The organism is Pseudoalteromonas sp. SG43-7, assembly GCF_014164295.1.
GTDB classification, from domain to species: domain Bacteria; phylum Pseudomonadota; class Gammaproteobacteria; order Enterobacterales; family Alteromonadaceae; genus Pseudoalteromonas; species Pseudoalteromonas rhizosphaerae.
Window position 1 is genome coordinate 1 of record NZ_JACJEY010000025.1, and the last position, 20,664, is coordinate 20,664.

General features: G+C 39.8%; 20 protein-coding genes and 2 pseudogenes. 15 read left to right on the forward strand and 7 right to left on the reverse strand.

Features of this window, described 5'->3' with window-relative positions:
* The 6 genes and pseudogenes from H5200_RS24455 to H5200_RS12585 form a co-directional block, all read left to right on the forward strand.
* Positions 1-628: pseudogene (locus H5200_RS24455) on the forward strand (transposase); the annotation flags it as partial.
* 343 nt (positions 629-971) lie between these two features.
* Complete coding sequence (locus H5200_RS12565) at positions 972-1,235, forward strand: hypothetical protein (protein WP_182719763.1); 264 nt, start codon at positions 972-974, stop codon at positions 1,233-1,235.
* 109 nt (positions 1,236-1,344) lie between these two features.
* Entirely contained in the window at positions 1,345-1,761 is a 417-nt protein-coding gene (locus tag H5200_RS12570) for a hypothetical protein (protein WP_145241528.1), read from the forward strand.
* 133 nt (positions 1,762-1,894) lie between these two features.
* Positions 1,895-2,275 carry a hypothetical protein gene (locus H5200_RS12575; protein WP_149982881.1) on the forward strand — a complete coding sequence of 127 codons (381 nt, stop codon included), beginning with the start codon at positions 1,895-1,897 and terminating at the stop codon, positions 2,273-2,275.
* Positions 2,235-2,795, forward strand: a complete 561-nt coding sequence (locus H5200_RS12580; RefSeq protein WP_246175612.1) for a hypothetical protein — start codon at positions 2,235-2,237, stop codon at positions 2,793-2,795. The genes H5200_RS12575 and H5200_RS12580 overlap by 41 nt, the downstream gene beginning before the upstream one ends.
* A gap of 365 nt (positions 2,796-3,160) precedes the next feature.
* Positions 3,161-5,689, forward strand: coding sequence for an excinuclease ABC subunit UvrA (locus H5200_RS12585; RefSeq protein WP_182761627.1), 2,529 nt, complete (start codon positions 3,161-3,163; stop codon positions 5,687-5,689).
* Between the two features lie 34 nt (positions 5,690-5,723).
* Here the strand turns inward: H5200_RS12585 and H5200_RS12590 are convergent, their stop codons facing one another.
* From H5200_RS12590 to H5200_RS12600, 3 genes are all read right to left on the reverse strand, one after another.
* The gene (locus H5200_RS12590; protein ID WP_182761615.1) at positions 5,724-5,993 is read right to left on the reverse strand and encodes a transglutaminase family protein; all 270 of its coding nucleotides are present in this window, start codon (positions 5,991-5,993) and stop codon (positions 5,724-5,726) included.
* A gap of 254 nt (positions 5,994-6,247) precedes the next feature.
* Positions 6,248-6,652, reverse strand: a complete 405-nt coding sequence (locus tag H5200_RS12595; protein WP_182761616.1) for a hypothetical protein — start codon at positions 6,650-6,652, stop codon at positions 6,248-6,250.
* Positions 6,649-7,026, reverse strand: coding sequence for a hypothetical protein (locus tag H5200_RS12600; RefSeq protein ID WP_182761617.1), 378 nt, complete (start codon positions 7,024-7,026; stop codon positions 6,649-6,651). Before H5200_RS12600 ends, H5200_RS12595 begins: the two co-directional genes overlap by 4 nt.
* A gap of 2 nt (positions 7,027-7,028) precedes the next feature.
* Here H5200_RS12600 and H5200_RS24045 point away from each other — a divergent pair.
* Positions 7,029-7,431, forward strand: a pseudogene (locus H5200_RS24045) (transposase); the annotation flags it as partial.
* Between the two features lie 38 nt (positions 7,432-7,469).
* On the opposite strand, the gene H5200_RS12605 reads toward H5200_RS24045, so the two are convergent.
* Positions 7,470-8,363: a LysR family transcriptional regulator gene (locus H5200_RS12605; protein ID WP_145241538.1), complete on the reverse strand. Its 894-nt coding sequence runs from the start codon at positions 8,361-8,363 to the stop codon at positions 7,470-7,472.
* Positions 8,364-8,480: 117 nt separating this feature from the next.
* Here H5200_RS12605 and H5200_RS12610 point away from each other — a divergent pair, with 117 nt between their 5' ends.
* The 3 genes from H5200_RS12610 (at position 8,481) to H5200_RS12620 (ending at position 10,672) form a co-directional block, all read left to right on the forward strand.
* On the forward strand, positions 8,481-9,128 hold the full coding sequence (locus H5200_RS12610) for a DsbA family protein (protein ID WP_182740021.1): 648 nt from the start codon (positions 8,481-8,483) through the stop codon (positions 9,126-9,128).
* 67 nt (positions 9,129-9,195) lie between these two features.
* Positions 9,196-10,077 (forward strand): MBL fold metallo-hydrolase, encoded by an 882-nt coding sequence (locus tag H5200_RS12615; RefSeq protein WP_182761618.1) that lies wholly within the window; start codon positions 9,196-9,198, stop codon positions 10,075-10,077.
* Entirely contained in the window at positions 10,040-10,672 is a 633-nt protein-coding gene (locus H5200_RS12620) for a nuclear transport factor 2 family protein (protein WP_310736243.1), read from the forward strand. The genes H5200_RS12615 and H5200_RS12620 overlap by 38 nt, the downstream gene beginning before the upstream one ends.
* A gap of 126 nt (positions 10,673-10,798) precedes the next feature.
* On the opposite strand, the gene bcp is transcribed toward H5200_RS12620, so the two are convergent.
* The gene (gene bcp / locus H5200_RS12625) at positions 10,799-11,275 is read right to left on the reverse strand and encodes a thioredoxin-dependent thiol peroxidase (RefSeq protein WP_145241547.1); all 477 of its coding nucleotides are present in this window, start codon (positions 11,273-11,275) and stop codon (positions 10,799-10,801) included.
* A 10-nt stretch (positions 11,276-11,285) separates the two neighbouring features.
* Positions 11,286-11,819 (reverse strand): glycine cleavage system protein R, encoded by a 534-nt coding sequence (locus H5200_RS12630; RefSeq protein ID WP_145241549.1) that lies wholly within the window; start codon positions 11,817-11,819, stop codon positions 11,286-11,288.
* A 352-nt stretch (positions 11,820-12,171) separates the two neighbouring features.
* Here H5200_RS12630 and bamC point away from each other — a divergent pair, with 352 nt between their 5' ends.
* Both bamC and H5200_RS12640 read left to right on the forward strand, forming a co-directional pair.
* A complete protein-coding gene (gene bamC / locus H5200_RS12635) occupies positions 12,172-13,233 on the forward strand; it encodes an outer membrane protein assembly factor BamC (protein WP_182717927.1) in 1,062 nt (353 codons plus the stop codon).
* 67 nt (positions 13,234-13,300) lie between these two features.
* Complete coding sequence (locus tag H5200_RS12640) at positions 13,301-14,719, forward strand: YjiH family protein (RefSeq protein WP_149982889.1); 1,419 nt, start codon at positions 13,301-13,303, stop codon at positions 14,717-14,719.
* Between the two features lie 58 nt (positions 14,720-14,777).
* Here H5200_RS12640 and H5200_RS12645 read toward each other — a convergent pair whose 3' ends face one another.
* Entirely contained in the window at positions 14,778-17,147 is a 2,370-nt protein-coding gene (locus H5200_RS12645) for an EAL domain-containing protein (protein ID WP_182761619.1), read from the reverse strand.
* A gap of 249 nt (positions 17,148-17,396) precedes the next feature.
* On the opposite strand from H5200_RS12645, the gene pyrC reads away from it, so the two are divergent.
* The 3 genes from pyrC (at position 17,397) to H5200_RS12660 (ending at position 20,664) form a co-directional block, all read left to right on the forward strand.
* The gene (gene pyrC, locus H5200_RS12650) at positions 17,397-18,449 is read left to right on the forward strand and encodes a dihydroorotase (protein WP_182740019.1); all 1,053 of its coding nucleotides are present in this window, start codon (positions 17,397-17,399) and stop codon (positions 18,447-18,449) included.
* 322 nt (positions 18,450-18,771) lie between these two features.
* A complete protein-coding gene (locus tag H5200_RS12655) occupies positions 18,772-18,981 on the forward strand; it encodes a cold-shock protein (RefSeq protein ID WP_145241558.1) in 210 nt (69 codons plus the stop codon).
* 912 nt (positions 18,982-19,893) lie between these two features.
* Entirely contained in the window at positions 19,894-20,664 is a 771-nt protein-coding gene (locus H5200_RS12660; RefSeq protein WP_149982892.1) for a DUF3450 domain-containing protein, read from the forward strand.

The following is a 20,664-nucleotide window of genomic DNA, read 5'->3' on the forward strand; positions in this document are numbered from 1 at the left end:
ACTAGAACGCGCGAGTAAACGTATTATCGAACGTCACCAATCACAAGATAGCCTGAGCGAAGAGTTGATAACACAGGATTTAAAGCAAAAAGAAAAGCTGGATAAAAGTGCAGATAAAATCACGGCGTTCTTAGCGACCCACGAGGAAAAAACGGGCAGCAAAGGCAAGCCCATTAAAAGTAATATTACCGACCCTGAAAAATTCATCGGGAATGAATTTTAACAGCGAAGCTGGCCTGAAGCCACAACCAAAAATACACTCGATTCTGCGGTTACTTAAAAGATTGCAAGGTATGCCCACTGCAACAGCAATGTATGCGAAAGCCACCTATAAAAACAGGACGGCAAGTTCAGTTTAAAAATAATGAATCGCGTAAAAAGCTAAGCTATATCGACAAAATGAAGGTCAAAATAGACTGCCCAATCGGGCGACGGCAGCTTTTTATTGACGGAATGGCAAACGACTTGGCTGTATAGAGCCTGCTTTCCTTTAAATAAACAGCGGAATATTACAGTTAACAAAGGCATGAATAAATTGACCTTACGCGGTCAAACGAAAGTGAATGCCCAATGGCAACTGTATTGCTTAGTTCATAATATAGAAAAGCTGCAAAACACGATGCATTAATAAAGGTAAGCTGCTACCTCTCCAAATAAGCCACTTAAACACCTGTCATACCTTCCAAAACGCCCATTAAAGAAACAGTAAATCCTCTTTTTATATTTCACGTAAAATCGAAGTAACCGATTGAATCAAAATAGGAACTCAGCTATGGTTAATGCATCAATAAAAATAAATTAAAAACGAGTTATTCTACAGCCTCGTTAGGTACCTAATCGTGGTCGAAGATTTCAAATCTATGCCTCTAATATTGAAATTCATAACAGCACACGGATTATTTTGCTTTTTGTTTTTCCTGTCGGCTGTAATACCTGGCTTTGATGTGAATTTTTCCTACAAAGGTCAGTCAATGGGTTTTGATGAAATTTGGCAAAATGATTTGGGTATTCACTTAATTTTAATAGGTTTGTTTTTTCCTACTAGCGCTATTTTACTTATTAAAAAATGGCAATATTGCCGCCAGTTTTATGCTTTTGTTATTTTAGCAACTTTTGTCATTCCAAACGCTAATGGCGATAGTTTTATCTATTTACCTTTTGCTTTAATAGTTCCATGCTTGCTTATTGCTTATCTATTCAAGTACGATAAAGCTAAGGTGTACTTCGGTACCTAACAAGAGAATAAATAGTGATTCTCTTTAGTTTGTCATTTTTAGTTGCAAACAGCGCAATAAAACTGCCAAACTAGCTCACACATTATTCAGGCGTTTAGTCTAAAAAAATATGAGTGCTATCGAATATACAAATGATGGATTCAGGCTGTCTCTTGAGCCACTAGAGATTGAGGGGCGAACTAGTTCTATTGCATTTTCTATTGAAATAGAACTTAAAACCAAACCGGATGACAACCCTCTTTCCCAAAGCATGAAATTTAACTATCCTCATGTCTGGATTGAAACGGATGAACTTGATCGGTTTGAGAAAGAATTAAGTCAGATTCAAGAAGCAACACTTAGAGATATGAGTGATTATGTCTTATTTGCAGTACGTGGGTCGGATGCATCCACAGAATTAGAAATAAATCCTAGAGATGAGCGCATGTCGTCAAGCGCAGCAAATATCAACTCCATATTGTTGTTGGCTCCACGGGTCAAGAAGGGGCTGGCTAATACATTTAAAGAGTATCCCAAATGGTGGTGAAAGCACTTATCAAAAGGCTGCACCTGACATTTTTTGCTACGCTCAATTGTGTATGTCGCGTAGCTCAATTTTACACAATTGCTCAACGCTAAAACTGCAGGTGAGCTTGGCGTTAGCACTCAAGGATAGAACTGTGAATTTTTTAAGCTTGGATTCCATTATTGATACCTCACTCAACGATGATTTGTATCTACGAGATGGTTCCTGGAAAATTGTTAAAGGCTTAAATTCAGAAACTGAACAATGGTTAGATTTAGCTGCATTTACAAAAGTATTTACTGACACTCCTGAATTTAAAAATGCTGAATCAGTTTGGGCTTTCGAGATTTTCGAGCGGATTTATCATAAGTTAGGAGAACCCAAGCGTTTGAGTGATTCTTTCCAATTCACTATTGAGTCATTTTTTGAATTTCAGAAATCTACAGAAATACTAGAGTTGTATCTTGTCCCTCAAAATTTAACTTGGGTTTTTTATGCCAATAGAGATAATTGGAAATATGCAATTAAGTGCTAACAAAAATATCATGGTGGGAATTTTACTCGCTGAAAAAGCGCTCCTAAAATCCCCATATGTTAAACGTTATGTGCCTAGGTTGAGTATGAGAGTATTTATAGTTGTTTTTGCTGCGATGATATCCAGTTTTGCTCACTCAAACTCTGAGTTAGATGCCGAAAATGAGGGAGAGGCAGTTGGAATAATATATGGCTACTTTAAAAAAGTAGATGTTATAAAGTTCATGTGCGAACGGAAAGCACCTGAAAAAGGAGCGCTACTTTCAGAAGCTATTGATAAATGGAAGACTCGAAATAGTTCTGTGGTTGCTAATTTAACTGACGGGCTAGATAGAACTCCAATAGATATGCGTGAACAGCTATTTGAAATGGCAAAGCAAGTTTCAAGAAATAAGATCATTCTATTTAATAAAATGAGTCAGTCCGAAAAAGAAAATACTTGTGCCTCATTAGCTGAACATTTGAATTCTGATTCTTACAAAAATGAGTACCCAATTGCCTATAAGCTCATGAGTGAATAGGTACATAACAAGCTCCTTAAACATCGCGGCCTGCGGCCGCTGGACTCGCAATAAGTTGCTCGCCGTTTAGGCGTGCGTTCAGGCTGTAGAATTACTCATTTAGGAACTGGTTCTACACAATTAACTTGATTGTTTTTTAACCTTTAATTGAGTTGGTTACTGTGATCTGATAGATATTATTCACCCACGGTAAATTGTTATGGCTCTTTCGTTGGGTAAGGAGTCAAGCCTGACTTATCCTGCCAAAATAAATTCATTCCAATCAATTATGCTGAATAATTTTAGCCTTGCTAATTTATCATCAACCTCCATATCTATAAAATCGTAAGGTGGTTTTTTTATGCCAACACGCTACAAAAAAGGAGATAACAATCGTTCGACAAAAAAACAAACCTAGTCGTATTGAGCCTGATGAATGTATCCAAGTTAGAGGTGCACGGGTTCACAACTTAAAAAACATCGATGTTGATTTGCCCCGTAATGCCTTGGTGGTTTTTACTGGTATTTCTGGCTCAGGAAAGTCGTCATTGGCCTTTGGCACTTTGTTTGCTGAATCTCAGCGTCGTTACCTAGATTCTGTTTCGCCTTATGCCCGTCGCTTGATTGATCAAGTAGAGGAGCCAGATGTTGATTCAATCGAAGGGTTACCGCCAGCAGTAGCACTGCAACAGCAGCGAGGAACTCCATCGGTGCGTTCATCTGTTGGTAGTGTTACCACGATTTCTAATGGCTTGCGCATGCTTTATTCCCGTGCAGGGCAATATCCAACAGGTCAAAATATACTTTACGCTGACGGCTTCTCGCCAAATACCCCAGAGGGCGCTTGTGAGCGATGCCATGGCATAGGTCGTGTATTTGAAGTGACAGAGAAGTCGTTGGTACCAGATGACAGCAAGACTATTAGGGAACGCGCTATCGCGGCATGGCCGCCAGCATGGCAAGGGCAAAATTTATTGCGTATTTTGATTGCATTGGGCTATGAAGTTGATACTCCTTGGAAAAAATTGCCACAAAAAACGCGGGATTGGATCTTGTTTACCGATGAAACCCCTGAAGTGCCGGTTTATCGAGACTACAATATTAGCCAAATACGAGAAGCAATTGATAAAGGGGAAAAGCCCAATTACATGGGGACCTATACAAGCGCCAAGCGTTTTATTTTGCAGTCATTTGCTACTACGCAAAGCCCGCGCACCAAAAAGCGGGTATCGCAGTTTATGCAGATTTCTCAATGCCCCGAATGTCAGGGTAAAAAACTCAAACAAGCGTCACTGTCGGTTAAATTTGCTGGACTTGATATTGGTGAATTGTCGCAATTGACGCTGACTGAGTTGGCGTTGCGGTTAAAGGATACAGCTAATAACAAACCCGCTGATAACACCGCTAATCGAGAAAAAGCCATCGTCGCACAGCGTATTGCCAGCGATATTCTTACTCGTGTTGAAGCGCTTACTCGACTTGGTTTGGGTTATTTGTCGCTTGAACGTGGTACGCCCACGTTATCTCCGGGCGAACTACAGCGCCTGCGCCTTGCAACGCAGATCCGCTCTCAATTATTTGGTGTCGTTTACGTATTAGACGAACCCTCAGCCGGTCTGCATCCCGCTGATACTCAAGCATTGCTAGGTGCCTTAGATGAATTAATCGCAGCGGGTAATTCAGTATTTGTGGTAGAGCATGATGTTAGCGTTATTCGCCATGCAGATTGGATTGTTGATGTAGGTCCCAATGCTGGAACCCATGGCGGAGAAATTATTTACAGTGGTCCGCTTGAGGGCTTGCGCGAGGTAACCGAGTCTCACACTGGTCGATTTGTGTTTAATAAAGATGACAGTGCAGCACATAGGCCAAGACAGCCGAATGCTTGGCTCAAATTAGTTCAGGTTAAGCGAAACAACCTGAAGAATATCGACATTGAGTTTCCGCTAGGGCTTATGACTAGCGTTACCGGTGTATCGGGTTCAGGAAAATCGAGTTTAGTCAGTCAGGCGCTGGTGGAGCTTGTGTCTGATGCCCTTGGTCAGCAAAATACCGTCGAGGCACCCAATGATGAGACTGATTTACTTGAGGAAGAATTAGAAATCGCCACCAGCGGTAAAATTGTTGATGGCATACAGCACATCCGACGTTTAGTGACCGTGGATCAGAAAGCTATTGGCCGCACACCACGCTCAAACCTTGCCACTTACACCGGTTTGTTTGACCACGTACGTAAGCTATTCGCCGCCACACCCAAAGCAAAAGCGAGGCGCTACGACGCAGGGCGCTTTTCGTTTAATGTAGCTAAGGGGCGTTGTTCGAATTGTGAAGGCGTAGGATTTGTGAGTGTCGAATTGTTGTTTTTGCCTAGTGTTTATTCGCCTTGTCAGGTATGTCAAGGGCAGCGTTACAATGACGAAACGCTCGATATTACTTATCGAGATAAAAATATCGCTGAAGTGCTTGATTTAACCGTCGAAACAGCTCGTGAATTTTTTATGGATGAGCCTTTAATAGCACGCGCTTTGGATGCCTTGTTGCAAGTGGGGCTCGGCTACTTAAGGCTTGGTCAGCCTGCTACCGAATTATCGGGCGGTGAAGCGCAACGGATAAAATTAGCTACTGAGTTGCAACGAACGCAACGCGGTGACACCTTGTATATTCTCGATGAACCAACTAATGGCCTTCATCCCGCAGATGTCGCTATGTTGATGTTGCAATTAAATGGTCTGGTAGACGCAGGTAACACCGTAATCATGGTTGAACACGATATGCAGGTCGCGAGCCATAGCGACTGGGTCATTGATATTGGTCCTGGTGCGGGCGATGAAGGTGGGAATATTGTTGCTCAAGGACCACCGGCCAATGTCGCTAAGTCAAAGGCCAGCCAAACAGCACCCTTTTTGTCGCCTTAGCATTAGTCTGACTTTAGGTTATCGACGTTTTTTTTTACTTAAGTTGGTGATTAATTGCGATGTTGCGCTGCCCCGTATACCACCATAAATAGGCATGGTGTTTTCGGGCGGCGCTGGACGCGACATCAAAGTGGGTATTATCAGTCAAAATACCATGGTTGGGGTTAAAACCTAACCAACCTGTACCAGGTAAAAAACCTCTGCCAAGCGTGCAGTTCATCGAAGGGGTTTCCATATCAAAATAGAAATAGCCGCTGACAAAACGCACGGCAATGCCAAAATGGCGCAGCAGATTAATTTGCATCTAAGACAATTCACTACAAGATCCTTTGTTAATTTTAAAGGTTTCATTAGCGGGTAATGGTGGGCTATCTTCGCGATATTCAATACTAAAATCTTGGTGTATCTAGGTGATATAGAGCTTGAACGTCTCACTAAAAATCAGTGATATCTACTCAAAAAAGCTTCTGTACTAGTACAAAAGCTTTTCTGATTAAGATAAATTGAATCGACCTAAGCTGAAAATTCGATAAAGGTTTATCAAGCAAGATTTAATCATTATGGGGTGAGTTGGTCACAGATTTCAAATGTGTGCTCAACAACATCATTTGAGTTAGCACGTAAATCTAATTGCCATTCTTCCTTATGATCATAATCTCCTTTTTCGGTGTTTTTTATCCAAATAACAGGATAATCATCTGGTTCTACACGATATAAAAAAGGTGCAAGTATTGAAAAATCTTTGGTTTTGCCAATAGTGATTGTTTGATTGTCAGAAACGGACTGATCTAATTCTCCCCCTTCTAACGTGAAATCTAATGAGTTAAATTTAAGCTTAAGCTCAGTAGGGCCGCTATAACCTTCACAAGCTGTCAAACCAATACGGACATTTTGCTTAATAAGTGCTGTTTTTGTACCTAAATCAATGGTGAAGTGGTTGGTAGTTACCTGCTGCTCTCTCACAACGGTAGCAGATGTAAATGGAGAGCTAAACCCATAATGTTAAATTTCTTCTCTGCTCCTACGCCTATTACTGCTTGATAATAGCCATTATCATCCGTAGAGAAATATAAACTGTCTATTATTGCTTCACTTGAAAACAGATCGACATTAGCAAGGCCGCGCCCTAAAGCATCAACCAGACGACCGCTAACACTACCAAGCCAGCTAACATCATGCATAGAAACAGCAATTAAAATCTGTTTTACAACCGTATTACCTGCATAGTCCGTTACACTAACCGAAGCAGTATAAGTACCAAAGGTTAGTGGCGTAAATGAGGTTATCGCTTCAGTGGTATTCGCTAGAGTTGAATTACTAAGTCTTGGTTTACTCAACAATAAGCAAGACAATAAGCAAGACACTCAGCCTAAAATTTGGTCATTGTATTTCCCTGTGTGTACGCCGTACTGTTTTATGCGGTGAAGACCGTTTTACAGGTCAGTCCTACGAGCACCGCAGAGGCTGGGTAGAAGATAAACTACTCAAATTGGCTAAGTAAGGTAGTTGCATTGATGTGTGTGCGTATGCAGTGATGAGTAATCACACGCATTTAGCACTTAAGTTGATGATAAAAAGCAAATAGACTTAATGACAAAGCTATAATTCTACGCTGGCATAAGCTGTGTAAAGCTACGTTATTGACGAAAAAGTATTTGCAAGATGTAAAATTGAGTAAAACAGAGCTCACCTTTTTGAATCAAACGATTGAGCAATACCACGAGCGTTTAAGTAGCATTAGCTGATTTATGCGCTTATTAATTTTAAGTTATTTATATTTTTAAGTGTCTGTTTTTTCAAAATGCGCAATTAGGCGCTCGAGTAACTTTCTAATCGCGATAGATTGATGTTTGCGAGAACGGTATATGGCGTAAATACCTAAGGACGCTGGCTCATAGTTGGGGAGCACATGAACCAGCTTTTTATCATTGATCAACTGTTGTACGGCATGTTTAGGTTGTAAAGATATACCGCGTCCTTTGAGTGCTGATTGAAGTAAGAGCATTGATTCATTCGCACTGAAGTTGCCAGCGACTGAAGTAACAACCGCGAGTTCTTCTTTGCTGAAATGCCACAAACTTTTTCCAAAATTAGAATAAATTAAGCAATTATGTTTGGCCAAATCATCAGGGTAAACAGGGTAACCAAAACGATTTAGGTAATCTTCGGTGGCGCATAACACTGAGCGGCAACGACCCAGCGGGCGTGCAATGATATTGGGGTCTAAGTCGTTGGTAATACGTATTGCTAGATCGATTCTATCTTCAACTAAATTAGTTACTTGGTTACTGATATGAATATCTATATGTACTTTGGGATACTCATCTAAAAACTGATCAATTACTGCTGGCAATAAATTAGCGGCGACAAATTGAGAGCAAGAAATACGGATCGACCCTTCAGGTTGTGCGACATGATCTTGCTCTAAAGGGATAGACACTTGTTTGGCTAAATCTAATAACGACAGACAATTTACAAAAGCTTTTTCACCTGCGGCGGTGAGCGTGAGTTTACGCGTAGAGCGATGTAATAACTGACTATTCGCCCAACTTTCCATTTCGCTTAAGTACCTAGTTACCATCGAGCGCGACATATCTAACGAATGCGCTGCGCTGACCATACTACCTTGCTCGACAATTCTAACAAAGACTTGAGCTGCGGTGATCCTGTCCATTTTATTTCCTATATGTTCGATATATGCAATTAACTATTGCCTGTTGTGATGTTTATTGCAACATATTTGCAATTTATACTTGTTTCATAAATTTAATACTGCTGACAGGAAAATAAAATGAAGACCTTGCATTTCATTATGGACCCGCAGTGTGGTTGGTGTTATGCCGTCGCACCGCTGATTGATGAACTCACTCAATTAACAACAATAGATATTAAGCTGTATGGCGGCGGCTTATTTTCAGGGGCTAATAAACGTCAGTTATCAGCTGATTTTCATCAGCAAATAATCGCCATGGATAACAGGATCACGAGTTTAACGGGGCAAGTATTTAGTCCAACTTATTATGAAACGCTATTAGATGATAAGCAGCGAATTTTAGATTCAGATACGCCGATCACGGCGCTACTAGCTGGTGGATCTTTAGGTCTTAATACTGTTGCCATGCTGCATAGAATGCAAGTTGATCAATTTGTACTTGGCCGTTCTCAGTCTGATATAGCTAATTTAGCTAACATAGCCACTCAACTTGGTGCTAGCTCTAGGGCTTTTTTAAATGCGTTTGACCTTTTTAGTGGCGAAAAAACGCAGCAGCAAATAATTAAAGCGCGGCAGATGTTGAATTTAGTTGGCGGTAGTGGGTTTCCAACACTTGCGTTTGAGCACGGCGATGGCGCATTTACTAAATTAGACCACTCGCGTTATTACGGTCAGCCACAGCAGTGGTTAGCTTATGTAAAACAATTAATTAGTACGATTGATTAACCAATAATTTTACACGTTTAAAAACACCCAATTTACTCGCTAAATGAGCGACATTTTAGAGGCTACTATGACATTTTTATCTAAATTAATTCAGGCAAGCACGCTTGCTACAATGATGGCAGTATCTGCCAATGCAGTTAGTGCAACACTTGAAACCAGTGTGTTTAATCCACAACAAAAAAGCACGTTCCCAGTTAGTTCGGTGTTGATCAGCGGTCCAACCGAAGCGATTTTAGTTGATGCGCAATTTCAGCGCAATGATGCACAATCAGTGGTTGAGTTGATTAAAAAATCAGGTAAAAAATTAACCACTATTTATATTAGTCATGGTGATCCTGACTATTATTTTGGCTTAGACGTGATCACCGAGACCTATCCTGATGCTAAGGTATTATCAACTGCTAAAACCCGAGATTATATTAAAGCGTCAATGGCGCCTAAAAAGGCTTATTGGGGGCCAATTCTTAAAGAAAACGCACCGCAAAAACTAGTTTTGCCAGAAGTATTGCAAGGCGACACCTTATTGGTTGATGGTGAAAAAGTGAATATTGTTGGTCTTGACGGTCATGATCCAAAACATACTTTTGTATGGATCCCTTCGACTAAAACTATGTTGGGTGGTGTTGTGGTATTTAACAACATGCATGTTTTTTTAGCAGATACGCAAACACCTGAATCACGTCAAAGTTGGTATAAAACCCTTGATGTTATTGAGCAGCTGCATCCTAAAACTGTGATCTCTGGTCATATGTTAGGTGATAAGCCATTGACTATTGAAGCGGTGCACTTTACTCGCAAATACATTCAAGACTTTGAAGCTGCAGCCAAGTCTTCAGCTAATTCAAGTGAATTGATGAGTAAAATGAAAGCAAGCTATCCAAATATTGGCGGCGATAGCGTATTGGCGTTAAGTGCCAAAGTTATTATGGGCGAGATGCCTTGGGGCTAATTACTACAGCTTAAATTTATTTATGGCTTTTCAAGCTGCTTGCAGTTTGAAAGGTCTGTTCAACTCTTTGTACAGGCTTCATTTCATGGGGGGAATTCAGCGAGTAATCACGATAGTAATGGCTTTGGCTATGCTTCAAGCATGCAGTACCACTGCCAAAATATCGTCATTAGAACATTACAATAGTTTTAATCTGGAGACTAAATCGATGACCAATCTTGATATTGTAAAAAGTACTTATGAAGGTAAGACCTCAGAAGAAAACGGTAAAAACCTCAAGCGTTATATAACAAACGAAACACAATGGACGGAAGCCGCTGGTTTTCCATATGCCGGAACCTACCAAGGCTTTGATGAAATTGAAAAAAATGTATTTGTACGGTTAGGCAGTGAATGGAATGGTTATAATTTTGCGGTAGAAGACTATGTTGCTGCTGGCGACAAGGTGTTTGCTTATGGTAGCTATAGCGGAACCAATAAAGCCACAGGCAAATTTTTTAAGGCCAGAGTCGCCCATTTATGGATACTCAAAGAGGGTAAGATCATCAGTTTTGAACAATTTGTTGATAGTAAAACCGTTAGCGATGTCATGTAAAAAAGTAGTTTTTTAATAACAACTACAAGTATGTTGTAGGTGCGCTTTTATTTCGTACTCTCGTGCATAAAAAAAGCGTTGCCAATCGGCAACGCTTAAGTTCAACTCTGTAGCACCTAGCACCGATTATTTAGTCAAATAATCCAGCACCACTTGATGATGGTCTTTGGTTTTAAATTTATCGAAAAAGTGCTTTATTGTTCCGTCTTGGCCGATCAAGAAGCTTAAACGGTGAATGCCGTCGTACTCTTTACCCATAAACTTTTTGTAGCCCCATACGCCGAATGCTTCTGCAATCGCGTGATCTTCGTCTGAAAGTAGGTCAAAGTTTAATTCTTTTTTGGTTTCAAAGTTCTTTAATTTTTTTACCGGATCAGGGCTGATACCAACCACGCGGGTATTTAGCTGTGCTAACACAGCTTTTTCATCACGTAAGTTTTCAGCTTGCACGGTGCAACCAGGTGTTGATGCTTTTGGATAAAAGTACACTAATACTTGCTGCTCTTTTAATAGCTCTGCAAGGACGATTGTTTCATCATCTTGGTTTTGTAAGCTAAAAGCGGGGGCTTTGTCGCCGGCTTGTAATGGATTAATTGTGTTCATGCTTTGCTCCTTAGCGAATGCGTCGAAATATGTAATCTACGTTTAGAGTACGCGACAGATCTTCAAATTGGACTTTAAACGTATCAATGTCAACCTCAACAGGAATGTTAAACTCCAGTTCACAGCGCATTTTTGTATCTTTTTCTTCGTCATAGGTATCTGACTTTAAAGAACAAATACTAATGTGGTTGTCGGCAAAAAAGCGGGTAACTTTACTTAACGTGCCAGGTGTATCGATACCTGTATATTCGAGGGTGTAGCCAGCACAAAATTCACTTTGAGTATGACTGGCTGTCCGCTTCATCATAGTGAGTAAGCCCAGCTCCATGCCTTTGAGGGGCAGGGTGTGTTCAATGCGGCTGATTGCCGACATATCACCTGATAACAGCATAATAAATGTAAATTCATTGCCTAAGATGGCAATGCGACTATCAATAATATTACAGTGACAGTCACTGACTAATTGGGTTAATTCACTGACAATACCAGGGCGATCATCGCCAATGGCAGTTAAAACGATCTGATGATTTGAAAAAGCAGTCATGAATTCAAGTACCTAGGTTATATTATTAATAACAATCAGAGTAAGCTAAGCCGGCAATTACCACCACACGGCGGCGAAGTTTAACACAAAACAATCGCTAAACTACAGGCCGAGATAATTAAGCTGTTATTAAAGCACAGTGTTTCTTGTTTTTAGTGGCATGGGAAAGTACCATAGTTAAAATTTTGCATATTGACAGGCTGACACTTACGTTTAGCCGTACCCCAAAGTAACGGGTTTTGCATAAAAACAAGATACGTAAAGTTAATATTGACTTTACACTGAACCAAATCGGCATAACCCACTCATATATTTGTTAAAACAATTAAGGGTATGCTAAGGAGAATTATCTGTGCAGTATTGGATCCCAAAAGCGCTTGCTGTAAGCGTATTGGTTAGCTTGTCAGGATGTGGTGTGTTCACTGACGAAGCGCATCAAAAACGTAATTACCGTGCCAGTGAGCCGGTACAAGTGCCAGGACAATTGGCTCAGCCAGCTTTAGACCCCATTTATAAAATGGATGTGGCGGAATATGACAATAATCCGGATTCAACAAACTATCGTCCCCCAGCACAAGTATTAACTGTGGCAAAAGGCAGTTGGGTTGAAGAAGGTGATAAACAAGCACGCGTTTATTTTGATAAAAACGATGGTATTGTCGATTTAGATGAGTTTATTTGGGATTCTGTGCACGCTGTGTTAGCGGAACACCAAACAAAGGCAATCAAACAAGATAAGTTATTAGGTTCAATAGAAACTGACTGGTATGCCATAATTAAACCTGAAGAAGGTTGGTTATGGGATAGCGATACTGCGGTATCTGAGCAACGTTTTATTTTTACTATTGAAGAAAAGTCACATCAACGCACAGCTTCATTAAGCGCTAAGTTAGCTGAGTATAAAAGTAAAGATGTGCCATTGACACCAGTTTTACAACAGCAGCTAGAAGTGCGTGCACTGAACCAAGTAGTGGCTGAGTTTGATTATCGCTATCGTCAACTTGAAGTTGAAATACGTAAACAACAAGGCATTATTTCGCTGGAAATGGGTTTTGATAATAAAGGCAATGCGGCACTGGTAACTGAACAGGATTACTTTGTAATATTTGATCGTTTCTCAGGATTTCTTGAGCGCCTATCGTTTACGATAGTTGAAATTGATCAAGAACGTGGTTTGATCACGGCTGATTACAACAAACCTGAATCAAGTGTTTGGGATTCAATTTGGGGTGAAGAACTTGCTGAATTGCCGATTGAAAACGGCCAATATCAAATCTTAGTCAGTCGCACCAAAGAAGGTGGTACTAGCTTAACGTGGATGGACGATGAAGGCACAACGTTAGAGCCTGGTACGATGAATGACTTACAACAAGCGTTAGAAAGTGCTCTGCGCCAACGCGGTATTAAAATTTAATAATAAATAATAATAACACCACAAAAAGAGCTTTTGCTCTTTTTGTGGTTTCTACAGGTTGAAAATAATGTCTAATCTAGCTTCCTCTCACCCGCAGTTTGACTTTAAGGTATGGTTTAATTTTTTAGTTCCTTCATTGATTGGCGTCCTCTTATTCATGACTCCAGTGCCAATGGACGGGGCAATGACTATTCCTATCGCTGTTATGGCAAAAGCGGTGCAAGCACATATTACATCGTATGCCGATACGTTGATCACTCTAATTATTTGTACTACAGGTGTTTTATCATTGATTTTCAAGGCTTTTAAGCCTGCGGTATTAATGAAATCTACTATTTTAAAGCATCTTTTTGATGTGCATTGGCTTTGGCTAGTGATCCGCTTATTTGGTATGGCGTTTATTATCTTAACGGTTTTAAGTATTAATAATCCGGATTTTAAATCGACGTTACCAGAGTTTTTAATTCCACTTTTCGATGGTATTACATCAGGAAATACCGGTGGCTTAGTGCTAAAAGATTTATTGCCGGTGTTATTTTCGGTATTTATTTTAGCGGGTTTATTACTGCCTTTATTGTTGAATTTTGGCTTGCTTGAGTTAGTAGGCACGTTATTAACTAGAGTAATGCGCCCGTTATTTGGCGTTCCAGGGCGAAGTGCTGTTGATTGTGCAACTTCGTGGCTAGGTGATGGCAGTGTGGGTATTTTAATGACCGCGCGCCAATATGAAGAAAAGCATTATACTCAGCGTGAAGCGGCGATTATCGGTACTACGTTCTCCGCGGTATCAATTACTTTTTGTTTGGTGGTATTAGGCCAAGTAGGGCTGGAAAAATTATTTGCCCCGTTTTATTTAACCGTTTGTTTAGCTGGGGTTGTTGCTGCGCTGATCGTGCCACGTATACCGCCATTGAGCTTTAAAAAAGATATATATATTGATGGAAGTCAGCCCGATAAGCATAAAGAACGCGTGCCACATGGCAAAAATGTGTTCAAACATGCGCTACATGTAGCGCTGCACAAAGCTAAAAACTCACCGGGCTTTGCTGGTACCATAAAAGAAGGTATTCACAACGCATTAGATATGGTGTTTGCAGTATTACCTGTGGTTATGGCTGTGGGCACGTTCGCATTAGTTATTGCTGAATATACGCCGATATTTGCTTATTTAGGCAAACCGTTCATCCCATTTTTAGAGTTATTACAAATCCCAGAAGCAGAAACTGCTGCGCAAACGATCATGGTTGGCTTTGCGGATATGTTTATTCCGTCAATATTAGCTGCTGGCACTATCGAAAGTGATGTTACTCGTTTTATTATTGCGGCAATGAGTGTAACCCAGTTGATTTACATGTCAGAAGTGGGCGCGCTTTTATTGGGTAGTAAAATCCCAGTCAATATATTTGAATTATTTGTAATATTTATTCTCAGAACCTTGATCACGTTACCCGTTATTGCCCTGATGGCACATTGGTTGGTTGGCTGATCCTGCCAGTTGTTAATTTATAAAAAGCCTTGATTAATCAAGGCTTTTTTTATGGTTGTTAAAGTGGTTTATCAATCAATAAAATTGCTTGATCGGCGGGCAGGGGTTTAGCTTTTAAGAAGCCTTGGCCAAAATCACATTGAGTTTTTTGTAATATGGCGAGTTGCTCTTGAGTTTCAATTCCTTCGGCTACAACATCTAACTTAAGTGATGATGCCAATGACAAAATGGCGTCAACCAATGGCGTGGCGGTGTCTTTAAGGCGGTCAATAAAGCTCTTATCAATTTTTAGCACATGAATTGGCAGTTGGTGTAAGTAACCCAAAGAAGAGTACCCCGTGCCAAAATCATCTAAACATAACTTTACTTTTAATGGCGCTAACCCTTCAATTATCTTAGTTGCTAATTCTAAGTTTTCGATCAAACCTGATTCGGTGATCTCTAAACATAAGGAGCCTAATGCTAGCTCATATTTATTATAAATAGCATGAATTTGTGAGATAAAGTCTATGCTTGCAAAATGTCGTGAGGAAACATTCACTGTCACACGTAAGAAACGTTTACCTTGTTGTTGCCACGCAGCTATTTGTTTTCCTGCCAGATCTAATAAATGCAGGTCGAGATTAATTATTTGCCCGGTGTGTTCTGCTATTGAAATAAAATCATTAGGTGAGACAAAGCCTTTGCGTGGGTGATGCCAACGTACGAGTGCTTCAAAACCGACCACGTTACATTGTTGTATAGCAAAGATCGGCTGATAATATAACTCAAACTCATTATGCTCAATGCCATGCTGTAAATCATTTTCTATATCAGCGTGGCTTTTGAGCTTTTTACGCATGGTGTTATTAAAAAATCTTACTTGGCCACGGCCTGTTGATTTAGCTTCGTACATTGCAGCATCGGCATGCTGTAATAACTGATAGGCTTTGTCGTTTTCGTTTTCACAAAATGCAACGCCAATACTGGTCGAAGCTTGCAGTAAATGGCCATCAATATTAAGTGGCTCCGCGAGGACTTTTTTAATCCGTTTTAGTGCGTCGTTAACTTGGTTTTTGCGACTGATATTTTCCATAAAAATAGCAAACTCATCACCACCTAGTCGTGCGAATGTATCGGTATTTCGTATTGTGCCTTTAATTAACTTACAAATGGCGATTAAAAAGTGATCGCCCACTTCATGTCCTAATGAATCATTGATGCTTTTGAAGCGGTCGAAATCTAGATACAGCAACGCATGATATCGCCCTTTGGGTGTTCGAGTAAGCCGTAAAATGCCGTGCTTAATGCGGTCAATTAGTAAAGAGCGATTAGCAAGCCCAGTTAATTCATCATGCAAAGCGCGATGTTCCAGTGCTTGGCGAGATAGTTGTCTGTCGATGGCCATACTAATTTGGCGGCTGACATACGTCAGTAGGGTGCGGTCATGATCATTATAATGGTGAGTTTTATCGTAACTTTGTACCACGATCACACCGCTTATATGATCGCTTACTTTAAATGGTACACCAAGCCAAGATTCTGACTGGCGACCCACCATTTTAAAGTGGCCATCATTTATATGTTGTTGATATTCTTTTTTATTTAATAGTAAAGGCTGTTCGGAATTTAAAAGATAATAGGATGCAGTATGTTTTAGTTGCTCTTTTGATATCTTTTTATGGGCATTTGAACGTACTCCTTCCTCGACAATGTAAACAATATCGAGAATATCGATATTTTTGTTGTATAGCCCTACCAAAAAGTTATCAGCGCGCAGCAAGTTGGTCATAATGCCATGCAATGCTTCTAAAAAAGTATCCAAATCATTGGCTTGATAGGTTAAATTTGCTATTTGTAAAAGCGTTCCTTCTAGCTTTTGTGCTGCATTTAATTTGCTTACCGTTTGTTGCAAGTTTTCAACGGTGTTGACCTGATTTATTTTAGCACTGAGCAAATGCGCTACGGTGGTTAAAATTTCAAGATGGGCATCACTAAAATAGTTACGTACCGGATGCTCGCAGTCTATAACTCCTAAAACCTGCTGCTTATAAACTAATGGTACGCATAGTTCAGACATTGCAGGGCGTACATCTGCGATATAACGGCTATCAGTACTGACATCACCAATAATGACTGCGCTGCCTGTTGAAGCAACATAACCAGTAATGCCTTGATTAAATGCGATGGTTTTTCGTTCTATGGCATAGTTACTATTAGTAGGAGACACTCCCATTGATGCGACTTCATGCAAGGTTGTAGCACTTTCATCGGCAATATAAATAACACAATCAACAAAACCTAGCCGTTTAACTACTTCAGTGGTGACATAGTTGAATAGCTCATCGAGTTTATCTAACTGTAATAAGCTTGATGAAAACTGATTAATAATACTCAGTTGCTCGGTTTTAGCATCAAGCGCTGAAGATAACTCTACTTTATTCTGCATATGCCACGCGTGAATATACCGTCTTGTGTCATTAATGAATCTATAGATTAACGGAATGTTAACGTTTAGACAAAGAATAAATAAAACTAGCAAGATATGTACGTAAAGGAAAACGCACGCCAAACTATTGATGATTCAGTGCTTTCATTCTATCCGTTGATAAAAAGCATCAGTAAAAACCGCAATAAAATCTTTACTCAGATAGGGCATATGCATATGATCAACTAAATTCAGCCGAGGAAACAAGTAATGACAAAGCAAGCCTTCGACACTCAGTCAATGTTAACTATCACTCGCCCAGATGATTGGCATGTTCATTTACGTGATGGGGATCAATTAAAAGATACAGTGCGTGATATTAGCCGTTATATGGGACGCGCTATTATTATGCCAAACTTAGTTCCTCCGGCAACCTGTACTGAAACGGCTTTAGCGTATCGCGACCGTATTATGGCGGCTGGACCACAAGGAAATTTTGAGCCTCTGATGGTGCTTTATCTAACTGATAACACGAGCGCGGATGAAATCAAAAAAGCGCATGCCACTGGTAAAATCGTTGCCGGTAAAGTGTATCCAGCAGGTGCGACAACAAATTCTGATTCTGGTGTAACATCAATTAAAAAGATTTACCCAGCATTAAAAGCCATGCAAGAAGTTGGTATGTTATTGCTGATCCATGGTGAAGTGACAGATTCATCGATTGATATATTCGATCGTGAAAAAGTATTTCTAGAGACAATTTTAATTGATGTGGTACAAGACTTCCCAGATTTAAAAATTGTGCTTGAACATATCACCACGAAAGATGCCGTTGATTTTGTAAATAATGCCTCTGATAATGTGGCTGCAACCATTACGGCACATCATTTATTGTATAACCGCAATCATATGCTAGCGGGGGGGATCCGCCCACATTATTACTGTTTACCAATATTAAAACGTAATACACACCAACAAGCACTTATTAGTGCTGCGACCAGTGGCAGTGCTAAGTTCTTTTTAGGTACTGATTCCGCGCCGCATTATAAAGATAAAAAAGAAGCCGCATGTGGGTGTGCCGGAGCATACACCGCTCATGCTGCACTTGAGTTATACGCGGAAGCATTTGAAGAAGCCGGTGCGCTTGATAAGCTAGAAGGCTTTGCAAGTCATTTTGGTCCAGACTTTTATGGTTTAGCACGTAATACAGATACAGTTACACTTCTAAAGCAACCATGGACAGTGCCAGCAAGTTACCCATTAGGAAATGATCACGTGGTGCCAATTAAAGCCGAAAGCACAATTGATTGGCTGATTAAATAACCATAAAGTCAGTAAAGCACAGCTAAGAAAGGTGTGCTTTTTGTATTAAAATTAATCACTTGAACAGTTTTATTGAGTTGATGTTAAAAGCATTAAAATAATTCTCAATTAATAGAGCTAAAACAATTATATTGTGTTAACCTTAACTTGCTTTGAGTTTTTGCGTATTGAATTTTTTGGTTAATGTGCGGCGTGTAAGGTTTCCGGTTAATGGTTATTACTTCTTCCTGTACTTTATCCCAGCGATTTATTGGGCATTCACTCAGGGAGGATATAGCCAATCTGGCTGAATTTTAATTATTGACTTACAGGAAAATTTGGTATGTCAAACACGGTTACTGGTAAAGTTAAGTTCTTCAACGAAGCTAAAGGCTTCGGTTTTATTGAACAAGAAAATGGTCCTGACGTATTCGTACATTTCAGCGCTATTACAGGCTCAGGTTTTCGCACTCTAAGCGAAGGCCAACAAGTGTCTTTCGGCATCAAGCAAGGCCAAAAAGGCCCTGAAGCTGAGAACGTAGAACTAGCATAATTTTTATTATGTGAACCTAGGTTCAACTTGGTGAAACAGGACTCTGTTTCACCATAATTCCTCTCATCAAATTCTTTTTTAAAATAAACCTTTTACCGCTACTTTTTTAAATTCAATAAATATACACTAAATTCTGAATGCTATTTCACTAGACCAAATGCTGCTCAATACAAGCGGTGTACATATTTGCGTCCCTCAATAAACTTTTTATACCAACTGTATATAGTTAGTCAGCTACTCAACACCAATAAAGATGATGTTTTTAATTAAATTAGTATTTAATTAGATAGTGCTATTTTGCCTCTGATTGCTCATACATAAGTTCGGCACGTTAGTAATCGGTATAAATAGGAACAGGGGATATCGCCTCAACATGTTTAATGTGATTATTTCTAATATCTTGATAACACTGGCAGTGACTCTTTGAGTCTTACAGAGAAAACGGGTATTACTTTAGGCCTTAATCATACGCCACGCTTTCCTTTAAAAGGTCCAGTTGCTAATTTTTATATGCGATATATCCTAGGTTTGGCTGCATAAAAAGGCTTTTTTACTGAATGATTACGCTTATTCGAAATAATTATGAACTTTTTTTAACCCTCTTAGATTACACATAAAATGTTACATTTATGTTTTGTATTTCATGGCTGACGGTAGAACTGTTGTTAGGTAGCGGCTTTCATCCCAGCTGAAAACTCAGTGGTGTTGCATTTATGTTAATCCTTTGTTTTTTGTGTTTTAGTTTGCAATGATTGAATTAATTTATTTCGATCTAATTCCAAACATCAAGTTGACAGCATGCATTGCATTTAGCATTATTGGAGGGTTGATATCTATTAAAAGATATCAGGGTTGTCTCCTTCGGGAGGTAATTAAATTATAAAAGTAACATTACTTAATTGGTTGGGAACTATGTCTGTTAAAATCAGAAAGAGTCTTGTAGCAACTGCGTTGGTTGGCGCTTTTGCATTCGCAAGCAGCAATGTGATTGCAGATCCTTTGAATGACGTGCAAAAAGCAGGTCTACAAATTCAAACGGCTGCGGTTAAGTCTCAAACTAAAATTGACAATGTATATGGTCAAACTCAAGAGCTATTAGCTGAGTACCGTAGCGTTGTTGATGAATCTGAGCTATTGAAAGTATACAACGATCACGTTGCACGTTTGGTCGCTGACCAAAATGCACAAATTGAATCGTTTGACCGTCAAATTGCTACGATCGACAACACAAAACAAAACGTTGTGCCTTTGATGTATCGCATGATCGATACGCTCGAGCAATTCATCAAAGCGGACGTTCCGTTTAACAGTGACAATCGTTTGGCGCGTGTTGAAAGATTACGTGAAACAATGGTTTCTTCTTCTGTAACGACTTCAGAGAAGTTCCGTCAAGTATTAGAAGCATACACAATTGAAGCTGCATACAGCTCTTTAGTTGCTGCTTCACAAGGTACTTTAGAAGTTGATGGCAAGAGCATTAACGTTGATTTCGGCCAACTTGGTCGTATCACATACGTTGCTCAATCGTTTGACTTAAAACACGCATGGGTATGGGATAACAACACTAAACAGTGGAAAGAATTAGGTGATGAATACCTAAAACCTGTTAAAGAAGTTATTCGTATGGCGCGTAAGCAAGCGACATTAGAACTTGTTAAACTACCAATCTTTGGCGCGGAGTAA